The following is a 23,158-nucleotide window of genomic DNA, read 5'->3' as shown; positions in this document are numbered from 1 at the left end:
TATTTTTTAAAACAATATGTCGACTCTGTTGTTATTATATCGCAGGAACCGCAAAGATGCTGGTGCATGAATGTTGTAAAATCAATCTCAAAAAATTTAATAAAACAGAAGCCGTCTTTTCAGACGGCCTCATTTATTAACCGGTAATTAATCCGGTAAATGATAAAATGCTTTTACAGCATTATAATCTTTCCAGTCTGGCGGATGCACCACTGCATTGCCTGAAACGCCGCCGGGAATTAGCACATACCTGTACTGATAATAAGCCACATTCCCGTCTGTAACCGTGCTGGCGTCTGCATTAGCATACAGAAAAATATTATTGACCGTGAACGAAGGCGTTATACTTATGCCGGAATATATATCCAGGAAAGGCAGGAGCACAACGTTGGGTTCATCAGCAGTTCCAAAGTTGAAATAAACATGAATGTCGCCGCCGTTAATTATATCGCTGGTAAGACTTTGCGACGTAATACCCGCATAAAAGCCAATCGTGTCAATTGCATCACCGTTATGAACTGTATCGGCATCGTAGGTAACATCAAGCCAGCCTGAATAAATTACATTGGCAGTGCCGGTGTCACCTTTAGCGCCCTGTTCGCCCTGTGCGCCGGTTTCTCCCGGAGGGCCTTGTTCGCCCTGTGGGCCTTCAGGGCCGGTTTTTGAGCAGGCTGTAAAAAATAAGCAGGCAGACAGGCATGCCACCAGAAATGCATAAAATTTTCTGTTCATACAATAAGTAGTTTTAAATGTGAATAGGAAAAAGAAGGGCTTTCAATTAGTTTCTTTAAAAGTGAAAATACTAATTTATAATACAGAAAAATGTATTGGTACAAAAAATTGAGGTTACTGCATAATAGGATTTAATCAAATAGCTGAAACAGCTTTTCAAAATATTCACATTAATAAATTAATGCCTTTACGGTTATTATCTTTAACGCATGCAAAAAAGTTTTTTCCTATCCATATTCTTACTGACTGCACAAATATCCTTTTCACAAAACCTGGCTACTGTTTTTGAAAAATCAAACGGCAAACAAAGTGCAACCTATTTTGAATGTATTAACTATTATAAACAGCTTGCAAAAACGTTTCCCGCAATAAAAATATTAACCGGTGATACCACCGATGCCGGTTATCCGTTGCAGGTGGTTTTATTTACTGCTGATAAAAATTTTAATATCAATAGCTGGCATCAGCAGCATAAGGTGATTGTGCTGGTTAATAACGGCATTCATCCCGGTGAACCGGATGGTATTGATGCCAGCATGCTGCTGCTGCGCAATCTTGCGCAAGACAAAATAAAAATGCCCGGAAATGTTGTACTAGCTGTTATCCCGGTTTATAATATTGGCGGAAGTTTAAACAGGGGTAGCTTTTCAAGAGTGAACCAAAACGGGCCGGAACAATATGGCTTTCGCGGCAATAGTCAAAACCTCGATCTTAACCGCGATTTTATAAAAGCGGATTCCAAAAACGCACTTGCTTTTGAAAAAATATTTCAGCAATTAAACCCTGATATTTTTATAGATAATCATGTAAGCGATGGCGCCGACTATCAGCACACAATGACATTGCTTACAACGCTGCATAACAAGCTTGGCGGTGAAATCGGTAATTTCCTGCACGATGTTTTTGAACCGGCATTGTATAAAGGCATGAAGGAAAAGCATTGGAATATGTGCCCGTATGTAAACTTTGAAGAAAGCAGTTTAAAGAACGGATGGGAAGCTTATTATGATGCGCCAAGGTATAGCACCGGTTACGCCGCTTTATTTGAAACAATAGCTTTTATGCCCGAAACACACATGTTGAAACCGTATGCAGACCGCGTAAAAAGCACTTATAGTTTTATGCAAACCGTGATTGAACAGGCTTCAAGATTTTCTGATGATATTCTGGCAAAAAGAAAAGCTTCGCTTGATGCTGTTAAACAGCAAAAAGAATTTGCTTTAAGCTGGAAAGTTGATTCTTCAAAGTATGATAACATCACTTTTAAGGGTTATGATACTTCTATGAATATAAGCGATGTTACCGGCCTGCCACGTTATTATTACAATCATTCAAAACCATTTGAAAAAGAAATAAAGTTTTACGATTATTTCATTCAATCTGTATCTGCACAAAAACCAAAAGCATACATTATTCCACAGGGCTGGCATGATGCAATCAACCGTTTAAAACTAAATAACGTTACCATGCATCAACTGCAAAAAGATACTGTGATTAATGTTGAATACTATAAAGTGGATGATTATAAAGCTATGCCTAAAGCTTATGAAAAACATCACCGTAATTATAGTATCCGGTTAAGTAGCTATACCGATACCATTCATTTTTTAAAAGGTGATTATATTATTTATACCGGGCAACATGCAGACAGGTATATTGTTGAAACATTAGAGCCTTTGGGTGATGACAGTTTCTTTTCCTGGAATTTTTTTGATGCGGTGCTTCAACGCAAAGAATATTACAGCGATTACCGCTGGGAAGATATTGCGGCAGCTTATTTAAAACAACATCCTGCAATACGCAAGCAACTGGAAGAAAAAAAGAAAACTGATGCTTCGTTCGCAGCATCTGCACAGCAGCAATTATATTTCGTTTATACACACTCGCCGTATAGCGAACCAGGCTATATGAGGATACCGGTATTTAAAATCGTTTCGAAATAATTATTTAAGAGTGCTTACCGCTTACTTGCAATCAGCAAATTCAAATCGGTAAATTTTAAATCGAAGCGCTGGCTGATATATAAATCGGTTAGATGGCCGCGGTACATATATACACCATTACGCAGGTTAAAATCATGCCACACCATTTCTTCTATGCCGCCCGCATCACCGGCTTCCAGTAATAAAGGCATAAGCACATTGCTGATGGCATGGCTGGCCGTGCGTGCATAACCGCTTGGAATGTTTGGTACGCAATAATGTATTACACCATGCTTTACAAATGTGGGGTGCTGATGCGTGGTAATTTCGCTGGTTTCAAAGCATCCGCCACGGTCTATGCTCACATCAATAATAACGCTGCCGTAGCGCATATTCTCTACCATTTCTTCCGTAACCACAATCGGGCTTCTGCCACCCTGGTTGGTTAAAGCGCCAACAGCCACTTCGCAGGTTTTTAATTGTTTGGCAAGAATACGGGGTTCAATAACGCTCGTCCAGGTACGAACACCAAGATTGTTTTGCAAACGTTTTAAACGGTAAACATTATTATCAAAAACTTTTACAGATGCACCCATAGCCAATGCTGTTCTTGTGGCAAATTCGCCCACCACACCGGCGCCGATAATGATGACTTTTGTGGGCGGAATACCGCTGATGCCGCCTAATAAAACGCCCCTGCCCTTTTCACGGCTGCCGAGATACTGGCCTGCAATCAGCATGGCTGCACTGCCGGCAATTTCACTCATGCAGCGAACGATAGGAAAATTTCCACTGCCATCTTTCAGGTTTTCAAAACCGAGCGCCGTAATCTTTTTTTCCATCATTTTTTCAACCAGCTCTTTCTTCAGCATAGAAAGATGAATGGGCGAAATAATGGTTTGATTATGATGCAAAAAAGGAAGGTCTTCTTCCATTACCGGGGCACTCTTAATAACCATGGGCGCCTTATAAACATCTTTCTTTTTTAAAGCTATTTCTGCGCCGGCTTCACTAAAATCGTTGTCGGAATAATTACTGCCTTCGCCTGCTTTGGTTTCTACAATTACATGATGGCCGTTACTTACCAGCACATTAATTGCTTCGGGAATAAGCGCTACACGGTTTTCCTGCAATACCATTTCTTTGGGAATACCTATAGTTAACTTTGCGCTTTGCGGTTTTATGTCTAATGTTTCTTCCTGCGTTTCAAAACTGAAACCGGTACTGATGATTGGCTTCGTAGTTGCCATGCTTTAAATTAATTGGGGCTATAAAAATAATATTAAGTTAGAATAGTTGCTAAAGAATTACAAGCTTACGCACTTTATTATCAATCGCTTCTAATGAAAGGTGCATTGTATCTTCCGGTAAAAGCTCCGGAAACTTTTCGGGCCATTCAATAAAACAATAATGGCCGCTATCAATGCAATCTTCACAGCCTGCCTGCACGGCTTCCGTTTCATCTTTCATGCGATAGCCGTCGATATGAAATATGGTTCCTGCAACAGGGCTTGTATATTCATTTATGATGGCAAATGTCGGGCTGCTTACGGCATCTTTCACCCGTAATACTTCACACAATGCATGAATAAGCGTTGTTTTGCCACTACCCATTGGCGCATGAAAGGCCCATATTTTTTTTGAACTGTACTCATTCCACAGTTGCCGGGCAACAGTTTTTATTTCTGATATATTATATGTTAAATGCTTCAATGTTTTTTATTTGTTCAAAAGTTATTTCCCATTCTAATTCCCAATTACAAATCCCTTATTTCCTGATCCTTTCAACCAATCAACTAACCACCCAATCAACTTCCCTGCAACTTCTCATTCTCTTTATGCCTTGTTGCATCGCGAATATTCTTTTTTTCAAAGTTCTTTTGCAGGGCATCTGCAAGGTTAACGCCGGTTTGATTGGCCAGGCAAAGCAATACCCAAAGCACATCGGCCATTTCATCGCTTAACGATTTATTTTTATCGGATTCCTTAAAAGATTGCTCGCCGTAAGTACGTACCATCAATCTTGATAATTCGCCCACTTCTTCCATTAAAATGCCAAGATTGGTAAGCTCACTGAAATAACGAACGCCGGTTGTTTTTATCCACGCATCTACATCCTGCTGCGCCTGCTGTATAGTCATACTGATTGAATTAAGTTAGATAAAGGCAGCAAAAATAAACTTATGTATTTATCAATGGCCTGTTTTCCCTCTCGACCTGTATTTCTTTAATTCCTTAATGCGGTTTTGGATAAGGAATAAAATAATCAGTCCAATTATGCCGAAAGAACAATCTATCAGTATATGAAAGAAAGGAATGCCTCTTATGCCGCCTGCAATAAATGCAAGCGGAAATATACAAATACAGGTGAGGATAGCCCATTGAATGATCCATCTGTTGCGTACGGGATGCTGGTAAACACCGATAAATAAAACGGCAATTACAATGTGTGCAAAAGCAAGCCAGTCAAAGCCATAAAAAATAAAAGGATATTCTTTTTTAGTTGCTTCCAAACCCGTTACCACTTTTAAAAGCCATTGCTGTATAATGGAACCTTCTTCAAAAAACTTTATGCTGAGTAAAAATTTTAATTCGGCTATTAATGGGAAAACGGTTATACCGCTTAGTAAAAGCACAATTATGAAAATAATGATGAGGATACGGATTTGTGTAAACAGTTTTGACATGGCAAGCAATAGATTTATATATCAAAGTAAATGCACAGCAATCTATATAAACAAAAAACCCCGCCGGGAAACGGTGGCGGGATCTTTTGTATTTCATTATCTTTTTAAAGAAAGCTGTGTGCAGAATTATTTAACTTCTACATCAGCACCTGCTTCTTTCAATTTAGCTGCGATTTCTTCTGCTTCAGCTTTAGCAGCACCTTCTTTTACAGGTTTCGGAGCGCCATCAACTAAATCTTTAGCTTCTTTCAGGCCAAGACCAGTTAAGTCTTTCACGATTTTTACAACCTGTAATTTGTTAGCGCCACCGCTTTTCAGAATTACATCAAAAGCTGTTTTTTCTTCAGCAGCAGGAGCAGCAGCACCGCCTGCAGCAGGACCAGCTACAGCTACTGCAGCAGCCGCAGGTTCAATACCGTACTCTTCTTTAAGAATTTTTGCTAATTCATTCACCTCTTTTACGGTGAGGTTAACCAGTTGTTCTGCAAATGCTTTTAAATCTGCCATGATTTCAAATTTTTGCCGCCTTCATTGCCTGAGCTCCGGCGGTAGTTATTAAAAAAACTTGCGTATTATCCCTTCAGGCGGGGATAATAATTTGAAAATTTGAAGATGCGTTAATTTGAAAATGATTTTGAATTTGAGTTCATTTTCAAATTTTCAAATTGCACATTATCAAATTAGTTTGCTCTTTCTTCCAGCGCTTTTACAAGGCTTGCAAGTTTGCCACCAGCATTCAAGCCGCTGATAACATTCTTGGCAGGTGATTGCAGCAAGCCAATGATTTCGCCAATAAGGTCGTTCTTGCTTTTAAGCGTTTTTAATGTTTCAAGCTGATCATTGCCTACAAAAACATCGCTATCAATATAAGCTGCTTTCAAAACAGGTTTATCTGTTTTGCCTTCTGTGCGGAAGGTGCTGATGATCAACGCCGGCTCTTTCGCATTTTCGCTGAACATTAAAGCGGTAACGCCGTTCAGGCTTTCAAACATGCCGGAATATCTTTCTGCATCAATGCTTTCAAGCGCCTTTTTAATCAATGTGTTTTTAGCCACTTTCATTTCAACATTCTTATTGAAACAAATGCGGCGCAGTTTACCAATCTGGTCAACTGATAATGCTTCTGTGTTGGTAACATAGAAGTTATTATATTGATTGAATTTCTCTTTAAGAGCTTCAATTACTTCGTTTTTTTGATCCTTATTCATAAAGAATATTTTGTGCTTTACCTTATTAAGGGTTCGGCTTAGTGAACAGATTTTGTATCAACAGTAATGCCCGGGCTCATGGAACTGGCAACGCTTACGCCTTTCAGGTAAATGCCTTTGGCTGTTGTAGGTTTTAATTTGATAATGGTATTGATCAGTTCCTGGCCATTGGCAGCTAATTTTTCAGGAGTGAAAGATACGCGGCCAATAGAAGCGTGAACGATACCTGCTTTATCTACCTTGAAAGCAATTTTACCGCCTTTTACTTCATTTACGGCAGCCGCCACATCGTTTGTAACGGTGCCTGTTTTAGGATTTGGCATAAGATTGCGCGGGCCTAAAATTTTACCCAGTTTACCAATCTTGGGCATAACCGATGGTGTAGCGATGATAACGTCAACATCCGTCCAGCCACCTTCAATTTTTGTTACAAATTCATCCAAACCAACAAAATCAGCACCTGCACTTTTTGCATCTGCTTCTTTATCGGGCGGGCATAAAACCAATACTTTTTTTGTTTTACCGGTACCGTGCGGTAAGCTTACGGTGCCACGAACCTGCTGGTCTGCTTTTTTAGGATCCACACCTAAACGAATATGCAGGTCAACAGAGGCATCAAACTTCGCTGTGTTCACTTCTTTTACCAGCGCAGATGCATCTTTTAAGGTGTATAATTTATTTTTATCAACCTTTCCTTCTACTTGTTTTCTTTTTTTAGAAAGCTTTGCCATTGTAATAAGTTTAGTGTGTGATTAATTGTTCCAGGGTGCTGTGCCTTCAACATTTAAACCCATGCTGCGGGCAGTACCGGCAACCATCTTCATTGCGCTCTCAACGGTGAAGCAATTGAGATCGGGCATCTTATCTTTGGCAATAGCCTCAATTTGATCCCAAGTTACTTTACCCACCTTATTACGGTTACTTTCTTTGGAACCTTTCTGAATTTTGGCAGCTTCCATTAACTGAATTGAAGCGGGAGGAGTTTTGATAACAAAGTCAAAAGACTTATCGGAGTAAACAGTAATTAAAACAGGAAGCACTTTTCCTATTTTATCCTGTGTGCGGGCATTGAACTGTTTGCAGAATTCCATGATGTTCACACCCTTAGAGCCAAGCGCAGGACCTACCGGAGGTGCAGGATTTGCCTGACCGCCTTTTACCTGCAGCTTTACAAAGCCGGAGATTTCTTTAGCCATTTTAATAATTTTTATTGGTTCAAACGTCTCGCCTGCAGTGTGCGGGTTCGACTCCCAAGTTTATCCCGGTGCTAACCGGGAAATATTCTAAAAGAACTTTTGGGGCGGCAAAGGTAAGGAAAAGAAGGGAAAGTCAAAAGTAAAAATTTAAAAGTATGGTTAAGTTGGATCCAATTTATACAACTTCTTCGATTGTTGTAAAGTATTTTTTTAGGCTTCATCGTGATTTAGGGCATTTAGTAAATCGTTCGGGGTTAAAATTTAAATACAACCAAAAACATCAGAAATAGATTTGAAAAATAAATGAATATATGAAATGTCAGAAATAGTGAATATAGTCGGTGCTTCAAGTTTATTGTGGCCGGTATGCTGGCTCATTAATAAATATCAGAAAGGAAATTCTGTAAAAAAGCAGGCAAAGAGGCAAATCAAAATTACAGAGCACTTCAAAAAGCAAAGAGGAAAAAATGAATGTATTCAATTCATATAATGTCAAATCCTTCACACTCTTATGCTTCCCGTAAAATCTTTTCCATCTTCCTGCCCTTCGCCAATTCGTCCACCAGTTTATCTAAATACCTTGCCTTTTGTGTTAAAGGGTTTTCAATTTCCTCTACGCGGTACCCGCAAATTACCCCCGTTATAAGTTTTGCATTGGGATTGAGCGAAGCCTGCTGAAAGAATGTTTCAAACGTTACTTTGTCATTTATTAGCTGCTGTAACTTCTTATTATTAAAACCGGTTAACCATTCTATAACCTGGTCTAACTCCTCTTTTGTTCTGCCCTTCCCCTCCACTTTTGCGATATACAAGGGATAAACCGAGGCAAATATCATTTTTGCAATGCGCTGGTCATGTGTCGCAGTTGTATTCATAGCTTGTGTTTTAGTGTTATCATTCATTATTCTGAGTAGCTCAAAGTTCATAACTTTCATCAAATATTGCAACGAATAGTAAAATTAAAACTCCAGATGCCGGGGATAAAAGACAAAAGCGCGATTTACATGCACTCGGCGAAAACGGAATGGTACTGTACAATCCACGCGATAAGGAGGCTTCGCTTCGTGCCCATACGGAAGGCATTGCTACCGATAACCGGAAAGCCGTGACCTGTTGAAAATGCCTCTCGCTGATCCATAAGCGTAATAAGGCCTGAATTCCTGCAATTTTTAAAAAAAATCAACCCTGCTGACATAGGGTTGTCAATAAGCGGTTTCATTTTTACATCAGCATATAAATCTTTGCAAACTAAAATCAACATTATGAATCTCGTTTCTGTTAGAATAATTACGGCTGATGTTAAACGCCTGGTGAAATTTTATGAACAAGTAACCGGTGTTACACCTGTACAATACACCGAAGATTTTGCCGAACTAAAAACACCAACAGCCACCTTAGCTATCGGCAGTACTAATACTTTACAATTTTTTGGGGGTGATGAAGTTGCAAAAGCGGCTCAAAACCGTACGGCTATTATCGAATTCAGGGTTACAGATGCCGACAGGGATTACGAAAGGCTGGCAGGTTTTCTTCAATCTTATATTGTACAAAAGCCCACAACAATGCCCTGGGGCAACAGGTCGCTTTTATTCCGGGATCCGGATGGAAACCTGGTTAATTTTTTTACGCCCGTTTCACAGGATGCAATTAAGAAATTTAATACAGGGAAGTAACAAAAATTATAAGAGAAAATTTCCCGTTGATGCTGTCATCAATAAAGGTTTATACGCCCGGTTTGGCACACGCTTGTTTAAACATTTAAAAACAAGCACAATACAATTCTTAAATTGATATTTTTACGCCCTTACCAACAAACGAAGTATGGCATCAGGCTTTTTTGCAATTTTAGATGATATAGGCGCTTTAATGGACGATGTAGCCGTGGCAAGCAAAGTGGCTACCGGTAAAACAGCAGGAATATTAGGCGATGACCTGGCGGTGAATGCAGAAAAAGCTACGGGCTTCCTGTCTTCAAGGGAATTGCCTGTGTTATGGGCTATTACAAAAGGTTCACTGCTTAATAAGGCTATTATAATACCCATAGCTTTATTATTGAATATTTTTCTTCCCATCGCCATAAAAATAATATTGGTTTTGGGCGGCTTTTACCTCGCTTATGAAGGCGTTGAAAAGATCATCGATTTTCTTTTTCACCGCGCTAAAAAAGGCCAGGAAGTAATTGCAGAAAAAGAAAAAAATAACAACAATGCCGAAAAAGCAAAAATAAAAGCGGCCATATCAACTGATTTTATTCTTTCTATAGAAATTGTGATCATAGCACTGGGAACAGTTTTAGATAAAAGCATGGCCATTCAGATCATTACCGTTATTGTTGTTGCAACGTTGGCCACAATTGGCGTGTATGGAATTGTTGCGCTAATTGTAAGAATGGATGATGCCGGTTATAAGCTTATAAAGCATACAAACAATAAGGGCCTTTTGTCAAAACTGGGAATATTACTGGTGAAAGCATTGCCGGTTATTATTAAGATACTTAGCGTTGTTGGCACCATTGCTTTGATTTTGGTTTCGGGCGGTATTTTTATACATTATGTAGATTACTTCCATCATCTTTTCCCGGGCATTCCACCTGTAGTCAAAGAGATATTGTTTGGTTTGCTTGCCGGCCTTATTGCGGTTGCAGTCATAACAGGCGGCAAAAAATTAACTGCATTAGTAAAAAGGCCATAAACCTGCCGTGGGTGTAACGCGGTAACTATTCCCCTTCACAGAAATTTTATAGTTTTGAAAAGGCTTTTGTATGATGAGTGATTGCTGTACAAAACCACCATGCCTGAACATCACCATAATATCATAGCAGGACAAGCAATGCAAATTCAATTTCACCACATTGAACCTCATTTTCTGCTCAAAAACTATATAGAAAAAATGTGGTTTTTTAAAAGCAGCGGGAAAATGCCTGCTGATGATATGAAACTGGTAGTGCCAAACGGAAATATCAAACTTACCCTTTCTTATCAAAACGGAATTGTAGCTGCGATAAACGGTAAAACATTTTCATCAAAAGAGCATGATATTACTTTAACAGGCTTGATTGATGTGCCGGTAATATTAGACGTTGATAAAGATATCTCTACAGAAACCATTGGCATTGAATTCAACCCGAAAGGGGCATACCGTTTTTTTCATTTTAAGCTGAATGATATTCAGAATAAAATCTATTCCCTGAGTGATGTGCTGGGAAATACGGGCAGCCGGTTAACGGAGCAAATCAGCAATACCGCATTGATGCAGGAAAAAATAATTTTATTACAGCAGTTTCTTCTTAAACAACTTTCGCTATCCAATGATGATTTTATTTTTGAATATTGCATTGAAAAAATAGCTGCCGCAAAAGGAAGTATAACCGTTAAAGAGTTGGAAAGAAAAACAGGCTACAGCAGCCGCTGGCTGAATTTAAAATTCAATGAAAAATTAGGCATAAGCCCCAAAAACCTTTGTTCCATAATTCGCTTCAAACAATACTACCAGCTATATATAAACAGCCAGGAAAAACCGTTTTCCAGGAACGATTTTTATAACGCGTATTACGACCAGTCTCATTTTATAAAAGACTTTAAACGCTTTACCGGCCTGGCTCCCACAAAGTTTGAAAAGCAAACAAACAATTTCGGTAAAAGTTATTACAGGGAATAGCACTTCCGATTTTTACAATACTGCCTTAATGGTTTTATCTTTTTTTGTATAACAATTAAAGACAAAACAATATGAAAAATAAAAGTTATAGTGCAGCCATTAATGTTGCCAAATCAGCAAAGCAAGTTTTCAATGCAGTTACTGATGTAACAAAATGGTGGAGTAAAGATTTTGAAGGTAACAGCGAAAAGCTGAATGATGAATTTATCATTAACCATCCCGGCAAGCATTATTCAAAACAAAAATTAATTGAAGTTATTCCTTATAAAAAGATGGTTTGGCTTGTTACAGAAAGCAAGCTTACTTGGATTGAAAGCAATAAGGAAGAATGGACAAATACAAAAATGATTTTTGAAATAAGCGGTAACGAAAACAAGACTGTTCTTCATTTTACACACGAGGGGCTTTCTCCCGAGAAAGAATGTTATGCAATGTGCGAAAAAGGGTGGGATATAGTTATTAAAGATTGGTTGTTTCACTTTATTTCAGTGGGCACGCCTTCAGCAAAAATGGCTGAAGCAGCGGAGATCAGGAACCGGCATTTTGAGGATACAACCAAAACATTAAAAAAGGATTTTCATAAAACCATTACGGTAAACGCTGCTGCAGAAGAAGCTATGAAAAAAATAAGCCAGGTAAACGCCTGGTGGAAAAAAGATTTTTCAGGCAGTGCTGAAAAATTGGATGATGCTTTCACCGTTCCGTTTGGAGCGCCTTCTTTTGTTGAGTTCGTTGTAAGCGAATTTTCACCCGGCAAAAAAATAGCCTGGAAAGTTACTGATTGCTATTTGCCCTGGTTTAAGGATAAAAAAGAATGGAATAATACAGAAGTTGTTTTTCAGCTTTCCCAAAATAACGGAAAAACCAAAATTGACTTTACGCATATGGGCCTTACGCCGGAAGTTGAATGTTATGATGTTTGTGAAAAAGGATGGAATGGTCATATTAACACTCTCGAAAAATTCATTAACGAAGGCAAAGGTCTTTCCGAATAAATGCCCCTGCAAAAAACACCTGAATTCTTCCAGCGACTTGCGTGGCCGGAATTTTTTTAAAATTATTTCGGCCTCGTTGTCCTATTCTGTTTCATTAAGTTGTCATTTGTTTTTAATCAACAAATATTCAATGATGAAACAAAGAATTAAAGTTAATGAAGCAGGCCGCGAAGCGGTTGCAACTCTCTATCCGCTTAATAAATACCTTGCAAAATCTTCTGTTGAGAACGCCTTGTTTGACCTTGTTTATTTTCGCGTATCACAAATAAACAAATGTGCTTTTTGTCTTGATATGCATTCAAAAGACCTGCGGGAAATGGGCGAATCTGAGCAACGTTTATATGTGATCGATGCCTGGAGAGAAGCGCCTTTTTACAGCGATCGTGAAAGAGCGGCATTAGCATGGGCAGAAGCATTAACCCAATTGGGGAGTGGTTCTGTGCCTGACGAAATTTATGAAAATGCACGTGCCCAGTTTTCTGAACAGGAACTGATTGATCTTACCATGGGCGTTATTGCCATCAACAGTTATAACCGCATTAATATTGCGTTTGGTGCTGATGTAGGCAGTTATAAAGTTGGCCAGTTTGCTTAACCTATAATTTTTCTTTAACTGCAAAGAAGGCTAACTTCTTTGCAGTTATTACAATTCATTTTAAAAATCAAAAAAGATAAAACCATGAAAGAATTCTTATTTATCTATCGCAGGGATGTTAATAATATTCCCAAAGGCTCACCTGAAGAAATGCAAAATGAAACAAAACGATGGATGGACTGGATAGGCAGTATAGCCGCACAAAACAAATTAGCAAACAGGGGTAACCGCTTAGAAGTTAGCGGGAAAGTGGTGAAAAGCCTGAGCCTTGTTACAGACGGCCCTTACGCGGAAACAAAGGAATCCATCGGGGGTTATTCCATTGTAAAAGCAGATACCATAGAAGAGGCCTGCGAAATGGCAAAAGGTTGCCCTGTATTTTCTATCGGCGGTACTGTGGAAGTAAGAGAAATCAGCACGATGTAATCATCAAAAAAAACTTCCTTAACCTGTCCTATGTTTATTTTGCAGGTTGTCATTTGTTTTTAATCATAAAAACTAAATTACAATGAAAGATTTTCTTTTCATCTTCCGTGTTGATTATTCAACGATGAGCCAGCTTTCTACAGAAGAACTTCAAAACGTGGCAGCAGCAGCTAAAAGCTGGATTGAAAATATTGCTGCACAAAATAAACTGGCAGATAAAGGCAATCGCCTGATACCGGGTGCAGGAAAAGTTTTAAAAACCAGGGACATTATTACAGATGGTCCTTACGTAGAAACCAAAGAAGCCATAAACGGTTACCTGATTATAAAATCAGCTACAATAGAAGAAGCCGTTGACATTGCGAAAAATAACCCCCTGTTCAAGCTTAATATAGGCGGGAGTATAGAAATACGGGAAATAAGCACTATTTAATTCCCGGAAAAAGCCTTCGTACTTTTGCGAAGGCTTTTTATTTTATGAACGATGATAAATTAATACCGCATTTGTTCCGCACAGAGTACCGGAAAATAGTAGCTGTGCTCTGTAAAACATTCGGCCTGGAACATATTGAGATTGCAGAAGATATTGCCAGCGATACATTTCTCCAGGCATCAGAAACCTGGGGCATTAAAGGCCTGCCTGATAATCCTGCAGCATGGCTGAATACCGTTGCTAAAAACAAAGCAAGAAATTACCTGAAGCATAATAAGATTTTGCTTGATAAAATAATGCCCGGCATTAAATACAGCGCCCCTCAAACCGAAGAAACAACAATAGACCTGAGCGCTGAAAACATTCGTGACAGCCAGTTAAAAATGATGTTTGCTGTTTGCCATCCCTGCATTGGAACAGAAGCGCAAATAGCATTGGCTTTGCGGGTTCTTTGCGGCTTTGGCATTGATGAAATTGCTTCTGCATTTTTAACAAACAAGGCCACCGTTAATAAGAGGCTCGTAAGGGCAAAAGACAAATTGCGCAGGGAAAATATTCCCATTGAATTGCCGCTGCCCGATGAAATTAATAACCGGCTTGACGTGGTATTAAGAACTTTATATCTTTTGTATAATGAAGGCTATTATGCTTCCCAAAATGAAAATATTTTACGCAAAGAGCTTTGCTATGAAGCCATGCGCTTAACATTTTCATTAATAGAAAATGAACAAACCAATCTTCCGCAGGTGAATGCCTTATTTGCATTAATGAGTTTTCATGCTTCGCGGTTTGAAGCAAGATTCAATGAAAAGGGTGAAGCCGTTTTATACGATGAACAGGATGAAGCGCTCTGGGATAAAAAGCTGATACAGCAGGGTAAATATTTTTTACAGCAGTCATCGCAAGGAGGGCAGTTATCCAAATATCACCTTGAAGCAGGCATTGCCTACTGGCATACCTATAAAGAAAATACCAAAGAAAAATGGGAAAACATTTTGCAGTTGTATAATCAATTGCTGATGCTGGAATACTCGCCTGTTATTGCACTAAACCGAACCTATGCTTTATCAAAAGCCAACAGCATTGATGAAGCTATTGCAGAAGCCGAAAAGCTGGAGCTTAACCATAGCCATTTATACCATTCATTATTGGGCGAATTGTATAAAAATAAAAATACGCAAAAAGCAGCCTTTCATTTTTCAGAAGCATTAGGGCTTGCGAAAGCCCCGGAAGACAAGCAGCTTATACAACGAAAGATAGATGCATTATAGCAACACTTTTTTCAATACTGTTCTTCTTGCTTTTCTGTAAACATTAATCTAAGATTTAAGAGCACACCATTATTATCTTTACAACTCTTTGCAAAATGTATTAATCAAACAAATACAGGAAGCAGGTTTATTCATAAATGATTTTGCAAACCTGAAAACATAACGATATTATTTTTTAAACCCCATAATAAAAGCATGAAGAAGTATATACTGCTTATTGTTGGCATCATCAGTTTAATACAATCAAGGGCTCAAAGCAATAAGGCATACGATATATGTGTTTATGGCGGAACAGCCGCCGGTGTAATAGCAGCTTATACAGCAAAACAATCAGGCAAAACAGTTTTGCTTATTGAACCGGGCAAACATGTGGGCGGCCTGACTACCGGCGGTTTAGGCTATACAGACATTGGTAACAAATATGCCATCACCGGCCTGGCAAGAAATTTTTACCGCCGCATAGGAGAACATTATCGAAACTTTGAACAATGGATCTTTGAACCGCATGTGGCCGAATATATTTTGATGGATTATTTACAACGTGCATCGATGCAACCCTTGTTTCATCACAGGCTGGTGCGCCTGGAGAAAAAGAACGGCTTTATTAAAAATATTGTAATTGAAGACAGTAATAACCCAGGCACTAATTCTTATCAAACAATAACGGCAAAAGTATTTATTGATTGTTCATACGAAGGCGACCTGATGGCGAAAGCAGGCGTATCCTATTTCACAGGCAGGGAAGCTAACAGTCTTTATAATGAAACTTACAATGGCGTTCAGTTAAGAGATAAGCACCAGTTCCCGGATGGTATCGACCCCTATATAATTCCCGGCAAGCCCGAAAGTGGCTTGTTATGGGGTATTAGTAATGAACCATTGCAGCCCCAGGGTTCTGGCGATAAAAAAATCCAGGCTTACAATTTCAGGATATGCTTAACCAGCAATCCTGCCAACAAAATAGATATTGCAAAGCCTGCAGGTTATGATGCTTCCCGCTACGAACTGCTGCTGCGTTACCTGGAAAAAAAACCGGCAAAAGATCTTAACGGCTTTTTGAAGTTTGACCTGATGCCCAACAATAAAACAGACATCAATAATAACGGCCCTTTTTCAACAGATATGATTGGCATGAATTACGATTATCCTGAAGCTGATTATAAAACGCGTTCAGAAATACAGGCAAAGCATGAAGCTTATACCAAAGGGCTCTTATATTTTATAGGCCACGATCCACGCATGCCGCAGCATTTGCGTGAACTTATGCAGCGCTGGGGTTACCCGAAAGATGAATATACCGATAACCATAACTGGTCTCCGCAAATGTATGTACGTGAGGTAAGGCGCATGAAAGGAGATTATGTTATGACGCAGGCTAACTGCGAAGGAAAAGAAGTGGTAAAGGATGGCATTGGCATGGCTGCCTATACAATGGATTCGCACAACTGCGAACGCCTTGTGGTAAATGGTATGGTAAAAAATGAAGGCGACGTACAAATAGGCGGTTTTGGCCCCTACCCTGTTTCTTACCGCGCATTAACGCCCAAACCTTCAGAATGCAAAAACCTGTTGGTGCCGGTTTGCTTATCTGCCACACATATTGCTTATGGTTCTATCCGGATGGAACCTGTTTTTATGGTGCTGGCGCAATCTGCTGGCATGGCTGCTGTGATGGCTGTTGATTCAAACAAAGCTGTTCAGGATATTAATGTAACAGAGCTTCAGCATGCACTTGCCCTTAACCCGCTGGCTGATAACAGTACGCCTGAAATATTGGTTGATAACGATGACTCTACACAAACTGTTGTTAAAGGCAATTGGCAAAAAGAAACGAGGGGCGCTTATGGGCCATCTATGTATGTAACAAATGGTGTGGCCGGTGAAACAGCCTCAGTAACATTTATGCCTGCTGTAAAAAAGGCAGGCAACTATAAAGTATATACGTACCTGCCAAAATTTGCTTCACTGGCACCATTAATCACAGTTGAAGTTTACGATGGCAAAACAGTCATTCACAAAGAAGTAAAAGAGAGCGATATAAATGTGCAGGGACAAACATCAGGTGAATGGGTTAAACTTGGTTCTTACAGCCTGCCCGCCGGGAAAAATGCCCATGTAAAAATTTTAAATAAAGGCAATAAAACTATTGTAGCTGATGCTGTTTTATTCGTACCGGAGTTTTAGTTAATTCCAGAGTGACAACTATAATTTAATGTAAATCAATAAGTTAAAGCCAATTTTCTATTATTTCATTAAAAACCCAACAAAGATGTCTTAACGGCTATTAGCCTTTTTTGGCACGATTATAGGCAATAGGGTAAACCCGCTTAATAATTTTTGATACGTTCCATTGGCACTTATCAATAACTACAGGCTTTCATAAAAATAAGTACAATGAAAAAAGTATTATTGGTTGATGATGATCAGGACGATCAGGAATTTTTTATTGAACAACTACATGAATATAAATCAGGTCTCCAGATAATATCAGCATATGACGGTGAAGAAGGTTTGAAATTAATTTATTCAGCAAAACCACAGTGGGTATTTTTAGATGTTAACCTTCCGCGCATTAACGGTTTAAGACTCCTGGAATCTATTAAAGAATTTCTGCAGGCAGAAAACATATCCGTTTATATGTATTCAACAAATGCAGCCCTCCAGAATAAACGGGAAGCCGCTAAATTAGGCGCCCGGCATTATTTTCAAAAACCTGAAAGCATCCCGGAATTAAGATCAATTTTCAAAAAGGCGTTTGACGAATAATTTTCTGCATCTCCACATTAAACCAGCCAACAAATCATTTCTATACTTATTCCGTTCTCAAACTTTTTGCAGGCTTTGCTGCCTCAACCTTTGCTTTTATTAAAGCAATGCCTGCAATTAAAATAAAGCAATATTAAGCGTCCATTGAATGCCAAAGCAAAATGCATAATTCTGCAAACATTTTGAAGTAGTGATGCAGGCAAACGGTATGGTATTAAACAACTGCTTATTGCAAATAAATTGAAACGCAATTTTTATTCTTATCATTTGCATGTAAACTTGCAATAATGAAATCCATCAATCATATTTTGCTTTTAATAGTAATAAGTTTTTTTGGTAGTGTAAAAAGCAATGCACAGCAACATACATTTTCCATTCTAAACAAAACAAAGGTTGAAAGAACCAATGAACTTGTTACGTTAATGAGAAGCGATATTGAAAAATATGCTGGGAAGACCAGCAATGCTTCCGGTTATGAAATCATATCAGGCAATGATAAAATAATTTACCAAGCTGCTGATACAAATTATGATGGCAATTGGGACAAGCTTGTCTTTTTATCATCGTTCAAACCAGGTGAAAAAAAGAGTTTTAAACTTATTGTGACTAATGAACCTGTTGCAAACACAGCAACTGTAATGGCGCATGTGCGCATGAAGTATAAAAATGCAGACGACAGTTTTGGCGAAAGCGTAACCAGTGCAACCATGCCTTATCAAAACCCGCCAACAGATTTCGGCAAACAAAAATTACCGCCTTATTTAACGGAAGGGCCTGGCTGGGAAAATGACAAGGTTGCTTTCCGTTTATACTTTGACACGAGAAATACAATTGATATTTACGGCAAGCATATTCCCGGCATGGTGATGGATACAGTTGGGGCTAACCCAGCCAACAGCTATCATAACTTATCCGCATGGGGAATGGATATTCTGCATGTTGTAAAATCGCTCGGCGCCGGTTCCCTGGCTATTGCTACAAAAGATGAAAACGGTAAAGACACATTGATACGCTTAGGTGGTAAAAACATTGCAAAAGAAACATATAAGCAAATGGCCGACGGCCCTTTATATGCTGCATTTAACATGCATTATGAATGGAAGATTAATGATAAACCTGTCATCATAAATCAGCAAATAAGTATTTGGAGCGGGCAATATTTTTATGAAAGTAAAGTAACGATAAGTGGCGCCCCGAAAGGTTCAAAACTGGTGAGCGGTATTGCAGATTTTTATGAAAATACAGTTGATAGTTTTCATACCTCAAGCACTGCTGCTTTATTATCACATGGCAGGCAATCTGAAAATAAAGATGAATTAGGCATGGCAGTTTTATTCCCGCAAAAAACATTCGCTTTCTTTAAAGAGGCGCCAAAAGCCAACTCTGATGTAATGGAAACACATCTCGCCGCCCAAAATATTACAGATGGCGAACCGCTCACCTTTAGATTTTATAGTTGCTGGAGTTTAACAGATAACAGATTTGCTTCAAAAGATTACTTCAAACAATTTTTACATAACGAAGCAGAAAAATTTGGAAAGCCTTTGCAGGCGGAGTGGAAATAAAACAAGCGAATGGTTAGTTGTGATTTTTCCTGTTATCATGAAAGTTCTCAATATTTAATTCACACATCAATTGTTACGTCTGTAATACATGCTTTACCATTCGTGAAATAAAAAATACCGTTTGTATGAGATTTTATGCCGGCAATTCCCGGGCGAAATATCTTTACGCCTTCAAATAAAAGGGCTCCGCTCATATAATCATGAACACATTTCTTCAAAAGAAATTCACCATTTGCCGGTTAAGGGAAAACCCACCCGAAGTTGCTATCCTGTAATCTGCTCCGGTAAAAATTTACCGGTTTGTAAAGGCATATAGCCGCCATCTTTTCAAATTAAATCATAAAATGAGATCAACATTATTGCTGATCGCCTGTGTTAGTTTATTAATACTGGTGATCAGGAAATACATAACTATACAGGAAAATAAAAAATCAGTACAGTCAAAAACTGTTCATCATAACATAATAAAGGATGCTTACAGCCTGCTGCCCGAAGACCTAAAAATTGGCCAACTTCATAATTATTAAAAGGCTTTGCACAAAAAAGAAAATTTTGGCCAGGATTTGCTTTTTTTGCCACAGATGCACAGATGAAAATCTGTACATCTGTGGCTGATTATTGTATGTTCTAAAATAATTTAAACCCGCTTCTTAAAGGTTACCATCAAATGTATATTTGAAATCCACCAGCCATCTATCATTCCTTTTAATAACCTTTACTTTTCGTGCAATCTTGTCATAAGAATTCTTGTAATTAATAATGTGGGTTGAATCGTTTATCGTCTCATCTGCATTAATAATAATGGAAGCGCTGCTATAGTTATACTTTTCATCGGAGGACTTTAAATTATAGTCGCGCTTGATTTTTAAAAGATCTTCTGTATTAACGCTGTCATCAATCATATAAAAAGCAGCTTTATCAAAATCACCCTTTAAACATGCATCAATAAATTCACGCCCGCCTTCCAGCGCTGTTTCCGCTGGCAAATAGTTATTGCCGGTACAGGAAGCAAGTAAAATAACAACAAGAATATTGCAGGAAATTTGCCGTATTGTTTTCATCGGCATCAAAATTACATTCAAAAAATTTGTCTGCAGAAACTTTGGAAATATGCCTGATTATAATTAATATCGTTACGGGATTTTTTTACAGGCTAACGTGCTATGGAAAATGCTGCATCCCTCATTCTTTTTATTTATTGTGTTTGCGTACAGTTATGCTTTTCCGAATAATAATGAGAAAAACACTTTGCAAATCATCCGCTTCGTATAAGGATCATAACTGCCGGGCTTGAGTAATTATTTTATATAACCATATAGCCGAAAAGGTATTCAGAGTAGGCCAAAAATTTACTGCATGTTCAACACTCCTGTTCTTGATGTTGCCATTGGGCTTGTTTTTATTTTTCTGTTATACAGCCTGCTTGCCACGTCTGTTAATGAAGCCATTGCAACAGGCTTATCGCTACGGGCAAGAATGCTTAGAAAAGCCATTATGCTGCGCATGCTGTCTAATACAGAAGAAGAAAATAAAGTACTCAACTTCCTCAAAGGTTTCGCCGGCATTTTTACAGAGATAGTTTACATATTTGGCGGTGCGCCGGAGAAGAGGCCTGAAGATAAAAATATAGGCGACCAGTTTTATTCGCATCCTATAATTAAAAACTATGCATCGAGCAGCTTTTTTAAAATCCCTTCCTATCTCGCTGCTTCCAACTTTGCCATAATTCTTATAGAAAGTTTAAAAGAAGATTTTAATAATAAGGTTAATGAGATTGCAGCGCAAAAATTTGGCAATGGAAAATCCGTTCGTGAAGTGTTTGATGAGTTGAACAACAGTCCGGATATTATCAAGATTAAAGAATTGCTTGATTACTATGCCTGGTATTATGCAGCTAACCCGGGCATTAAAACCTATAATGAATTACCCGGACTGCCGCGTGGGCTTGATAAAGAAATACACTGCATCCTGCAGTTGCATCTGCGCAACAGTTTATTCGATTTTAATGCATTTAATAAAAAAATTGAAGGCTGGTATAACGATACGATGGACAGAGTGAGCGGCTGGTACAAAAGGCAAACACAATTCATACTTTTTGTGCTGGGCTTTATCCTCGCTTTTATTTTTAATGTTGATACAGTGGCTATTACCAATAATTTGTCAACAGATAAGGATGCAAGGGACCAGATGGTTCAGTTAGCTGTACAATCAGCCGATTTATACAAGAATGATCCGCGTATTCAAAAACAGGTACAACCTGCCGCTGAAACTAACCCTGATTCATTATTAAAACTTTCACAGGGTTATTTAAACGAGGCTAAAAAAACATTAGACTCCAGTCTTAAAAACCCGAATATGGTTGCCGGCCTTGGATGGGGCGAATATGGACAAGATGACCCGGCATTTATACAAAAGCTTTCTGCCAAATGTTTTCACCGGTTTTTAATTTTTGGAAGAATAAAGATGAAAGATTCGCTTAACGCAGTAAGCAATCGCATAAACAAAGAAATTACGCTTCAGCCACCGGTTAATAAAGACTCATTAATACTTGTTCAGTTTTATAAAGAACAGGTAAAAAATTTTCCTGTTAGAATAAAAACATCTTATATATTTTATTCAGTCGGCGCCAAAAAAATACTGGGATTTATAATTACGGCTTTTGCCATTTGCCTGGGCGCACCTTTTTGGTTTGATCTTTTGAATAAACTCATTAAAATGCGTGGTACAGGAAACAATAACAACAGCAGTAATACGGTTGATTTAACTGCAACAAAAGAAACCTCAACCACTGCCATTAATACAACAAGCACACAAAATACCAGCGAGGAGGCTGTAGGATAGTTATGCCACAATTAATGGTTACAAAAAAATTGAACAAGCGTAGCGCATTGCCAATGATATTGCCCGATGCCAATAATATTGTTGACACCGTGCCTAAAGGCTATATTTTCTTCGGCACTGAAGTTATGGCTGTTCCGGGCATTACATTACCACAGCCACCGCTTGATAAATGGTATAAAGACAGCAATGGCTTTTTTTATTGGGGCGGCGCACTAATGGTAGTAAAAGATATAGCAACCGAAGTCCATCCGCTAACGCCTGTTTCAGGTATTTCTGCATTGCAGATAAAATTTGCCACCGGTGCATTAACATCCAATGCTGAAAAATTTTCAATATTTCTAAACGACACCTGCACCCGTTTTCAAATTAATACACCAGCCCGTGCATTATGCTTTTTGGCGCAGGTGGGCCATGAAAGCGGCGGACTGTTTTATACAGAAGAATTAGCCAGCGGAAAAGCCTACGAAGGACGTGCCGATTTAGGCAACACGCAAACCGGCGATGGCGTACGTTATAAGGGAAGAGGGCTTATACAAATTACAGGCCGCGCCAATTATACATCACTCAGTAATGAGCTTGGAATTGATTGCGTGCATAATCCCTCTTTACTGGGCGGGCGCAATGCCAATAATTGTACGCCGGAGCAATTAAAAAACGCAGCATTAAGTGCGGGATGGTTTTGGAATTCGCGGAAATTAAATGACCTCGCAGATAAAATGGATATAACAAAACCAATTGAAGACGATCTGAATCTTACTCAATTTAAAGCCATCACCAAAAAAATAAATGGCGGATATAACGGGTTATCAGACAGGGTTTCGCGGTATAAAGCAGGCGCCAGTTTGTTCGCATAACCCGAGCGGG

At 38.7% G+C, this 23,158-nt stretch carries 27 protein-coding genes; 15 read left to right on the top strand and 12 right to left on the bottom strand.

All coding sequences use genetic code 11. The features are described from left to right. Nucleotides 1–147: 147 nt before the first annotated feature. Complete coding sequence (locus tag ACTHN6_RS10395) at nt 148–732, bottom strand: hypothetical protein (RefSeq protein WP_440435692.1); 585 nt, start codon at nt 730–732, stop codon at nt 148–150. Nucleotides 733–941: 209 nt separating this feature from the next. On the opposite strand from ACTHN6_RS10395, the gene ACTHN6_RS10390 reads away from it, so the two are divergent. Next, a complete protein-coding gene (locus tag ACTHN6_RS10390) occupies nt 942–2,675 on the top strand; it encodes a M14 family metallopeptidase (RefSeq protein ID WP_440435691.1) in 1,734 nt (577 codons plus the stop codon). A 14-nt stretch (nt 2,676–2,689) separates the two neighbouring features. On the opposite strand, the gene ACTHN6_RS10385 is transcribed toward ACTHN6_RS10390, so the two are convergent. The 9 genes from ACTHN6_RS10385 to ACTHN6_RS10345 all read right to left on the bottom strand — a co-directional run bounded on the left by ACTHN6_RS10385 (nt 2,690) and on the right by ACTHN6_RS10345 (nt 8,620). Next, the gene (locus tag ACTHN6_RS10385; RefSeq protein ID WP_440435690.1) at nt 2,690–3,904 is read right to left on the bottom strand and encodes an alanine dehydrogenase; all 1,215 of its coding nucleotides are present in this window, start codon (nt 3,902–3,904) and stop codon (nt 2,690–2,692) included. Nucleotides 3,905–3,953: 49 nt separating this feature from the next. Then, nucleotides 3,954–4,367, bottom strand: a complete 414-nt coding sequence (gene tsaE, locus ACTHN6_RS10380) for a tRNA (adenosine(37)-N6)-threonylcarbamoyltransferase complex ATPase subunit type 1 TsaE (protein ID WP_440435689.1) — start codon at nt 4,365–4,367, stop codon at nt 3,954–3,956. 95 nt (nt 4,368–4,462) lie between these two features. Further along, the gene (locus ACTHN6_RS10375; RefSeq protein WP_440435688.1) at nt 4,463–4,795 is read right to left on the bottom strand and encodes a nucleotide pyrophosphohydrolase; all 333 of its coding nucleotides are present in this window, start codon (nt 4,793–4,795) and stop codon (nt 4,463–4,465) included. 51 nt (nt 4,796–4,846) lie between these two features. Then, nucleotides 4,847–5,341 (bottom strand): hypothetical protein, encoded by a 495-nt coding sequence (locus ACTHN6_RS10370; RefSeq protein ID WP_440435687.1) that lies wholly within the window; start codon nt 5,339–5,341, stop codon nt 4,847–4,849. A gap of 126 nt (nt 5,342–5,467) precedes the next feature. After that, entirely contained in the window at nt 5,468–5,848 is a 381-nt protein-coding gene (rplL, locus tag ACTHN6_RS10365; protein WP_090659314.1) for a 50S ribosomal protein L7/L12, read from the bottom strand. Nucleotides 5,849–6,021: 173 nt separating this feature from the next. Beyond that, the gene (gene rplJ, locus ACTHN6_RS10360) at nt 6,022–6,549 is read right to left on the bottom strand and encodes a 50S ribosomal protein L10 (protein WP_440435686.1); all 528 of its coding nucleotides are present in this window, start codon (nt 6,547–6,549) and stop codon (nt 6,022–6,024) included. Nucleotides 6,550–6,587: 38 nt separating this feature from the next. After that, complete coding sequence (rplA, locus tag ACTHN6_RS10355; protein ID WP_440435685.1) at nt 6,588–7,280, bottom strand: 50S ribosomal protein L1; 693 nt, start codon at nt 7,278–7,280, stop codon at nt 6,588–6,590. A 21-nt stretch (nt 7,281–7,301) separates the two neighbouring features. Next, nucleotides 7,302–7,745 (bottom strand): 50S ribosomal protein L11, encoded by a 444-nt coding sequence (rplK, locus tag ACTHN6_RS10350; protein ID WP_440435684.1) that lies wholly within the window; start codon nt 7,743–7,745, stop codon nt 7,302–7,304. Nucleotides 7,746–8,254: 509 nt separating this feature from the next. Continuing rightward, nucleotides 8,255–8,620, bottom strand: coding sequence for a DUF2200 domain-containing protein (locus ACTHN6_RS10345; protein ID WP_440435683.1), 366 nt, complete (start codon nt 8,618–8,620; stop codon nt 8,255–8,257). A 387-nt stretch (nt 8,621–9,007) separates the two neighbouring features. Between ACTHN6_RS10345 and ACTHN6_RS10340 the strand changes: the two genes are divergently transcribed. The 11 genes from ACTHN6_RS10340 to ACTHN6_RS10290 all read left to right on the top strand — a co-directional run bounded on the left by ACTHN6_RS10340 (nt 9,008) and on the right by ACTHN6_RS10290 (nt 19,453). Continuing rightward, nucleotides 9,008–9,418 (top strand): VOC family protein, encoded by a 411-nt coding sequence (locus ACTHN6_RS10340; protein WP_440435682.1) that lies wholly within the window; start codon nt 9,008–9,010, stop codon nt 9,416–9,418. A 148-nt stretch (nt 9,419–9,566) separates the two neighbouring features. Further along, a complete protein-coding gene (locus tag ACTHN6_RS10335; RefSeq protein ID WP_440435681.1) occupies nt 9,567–10,436 on the top strand; it encodes a DUF808 domain-containing protein in 870 nt (289 codons plus the stop codon). Between the two features lie 99 nt (nt 10,437–10,535). After that, a complete protein-coding gene (locus ACTHN6_RS10330) occupies nt 10,536–11,402 on the top strand; it encodes a DUF6597 domain-containing transcriptional factor (RefSeq protein ID WP_440435680.1) in 867 nt (288 codons plus the stop codon). Between the two features lie 71 nt (nt 11,403–11,473). Further along, a complete protein-coding gene (locus tag ACTHN6_RS10325) occupies nt 11,474–12,397 on the top strand; it encodes an SRPBCC family protein (RefSeq protein WP_440435679.1) in 924 nt (307 codons plus the stop codon). Between the two features lie 130 nt (nt 12,398–12,527). Continuing rightward, on the top strand, nt 12,528–12,992 hold the full coding sequence (locus tag ACTHN6_RS10320; protein WP_440435678.1) for a carboxymuconolactone decarboxylase family protein: 465 nt from the start codon (nt 12,528–12,530) through the stop codon (nt 12,990–12,992). A gap of 84 nt (nt 12,993–13,076) precedes the next feature. Then, nucleotides 13,077–13,418, top strand: coding sequence for a YciI family protein (locus ACTHN6_RS10315; protein WP_440435677.1), 342 nt, complete (start codon nt 13,077–13,079; stop codon nt 13,416–13,418). Between the two features lie 82 nt (nt 13,419–13,500). Then, entirely contained in the window at nt 13,501–13,851 is a 351-nt protein-coding gene (locus ACTHN6_RS10310) for a YciI family protein (RefSeq protein ID WP_440435676.1), read from the top strand. 44 nt (nt 13,852–13,895) lie between these two features. After that, entirely contained in the window at nt 13,896–15,122 is a 1,227-nt protein-coding gene (locus tag ACTHN6_RS10305) for an RNA polymerase sigma factor (protein WP_440435675.1), read from the top strand. A gap of 195 nt (nt 15,123–15,317) precedes the next feature. Next, the gene (locus ACTHN6_RS10300) at nt 15,318–17,306 is read left to right on the top strand and encodes an FAD-dependent oxidoreductase (RefSeq protein ID WP_440435674.1); all 1,989 of its coding nucleotides are present in this window, start codon (nt 15,318–15,320) and stop codon (nt 17,304–17,306) included. A 210-nt stretch (nt 17,307–17,516) separates the two neighbouring features. Further along, nucleotides 17,517–17,888, top strand: a complete 372-nt coding sequence (locus tag ACTHN6_RS10295; RefSeq protein WP_440435673.1) for a response regulator — start codon at nt 17,517–17,519, stop codon at nt 17,886–17,888. Between the two features lie 287 nt (nt 17,889–18,175). Next, nucleotides 18,176–19,453 carry a DUF4861 domain-containing protein gene (locus ACTHN6_RS10290; protein ID WP_440435672.1) on the top strand — a complete coding sequence of 426 codons (1,278 nt, stop codon included), beginning with the start codon at nt 18,176–18,178 and terminating at the stop codon, nt 19,451–19,453. Between the two features lie 59 nt (nt 19,454–19,512). Here the strand turns inward: ACTHN6_RS10290 and ACTHN6_RS10285 are convergent, their stop codons facing one another. Further along, complete coding sequence (locus ACTHN6_RS10285) at nt 19,513–19,647, bottom strand: hypothetical protein (protein ID WP_440435671.1); 135 nt, start codon at nt 19,645–19,647, stop codon at nt 19,513–19,515. Nucleotides 19,648–19,797: 150 nt separating this feature from the next. Between ACTHN6_RS10285 and ACTHN6_RS10280 the strand changes: the two genes are divergently transcribed. Next, nucleotides 19,798–19,980: a hypothetical protein gene (locus ACTHN6_RS10280; RefSeq protein ID WP_440435670.1), complete on the top strand. Its 183-nt coding sequence runs from the start codon at nt 19,798–19,800 to the stop codon at nt 19,978–19,980. 123 nt (nt 19,981–20,103) lie between these two features. On the opposite strand, the gene ACTHN6_RS10275 is transcribed toward ACTHN6_RS10280, so the two are convergent. Then, entirely contained in the window at nt 20,104–20,514 is a 411-nt protein-coding gene (locus ACTHN6_RS10275) for a hypothetical protein (RefSeq protein ID WP_440435669.1), read from the bottom strand. A gap of 295 nt (nt 20,515–20,809) precedes the next feature. Here ACTHN6_RS10275 and ACTHN6_RS10270 point away from each other — a divergent pair, with 295 nt between their 5' ends. Further along, nucleotides 20,810–22,294, top strand: a complete 1,485-nt coding sequence (locus ACTHN6_RS10270; RefSeq protein WP_440435668.1) for a hypothetical protein — start codon at nt 20,810–20,812, stop codon at nt 22,292–22,294. 29 nt (nt 22,295–22,323) lie between these two features. Further along, nucleotides 22,324–23,148, top strand: coding sequence for a glycoside hydrolase family 19 protein (locus tag ACTHN6_RS10265; protein ID WP_440435667.1), 825 nt, complete (start codon nt 22,324–22,326; stop codon nt 23,146–23,148). Nucleotides 23,149–23,158: the final 10 nt, after the last annotated feature.

This window comes from Parafilimonas sp., assembly GCF_051953455.1.
Classification (GTDB): Bacteria; Bacteroidota; Bacteroidia; order Chitinophagales; family Chitinophagaceae; genus Parafilimonas.
This window is presented reverse-complemented; position numbering and strand designations above follow the sequence as displayed.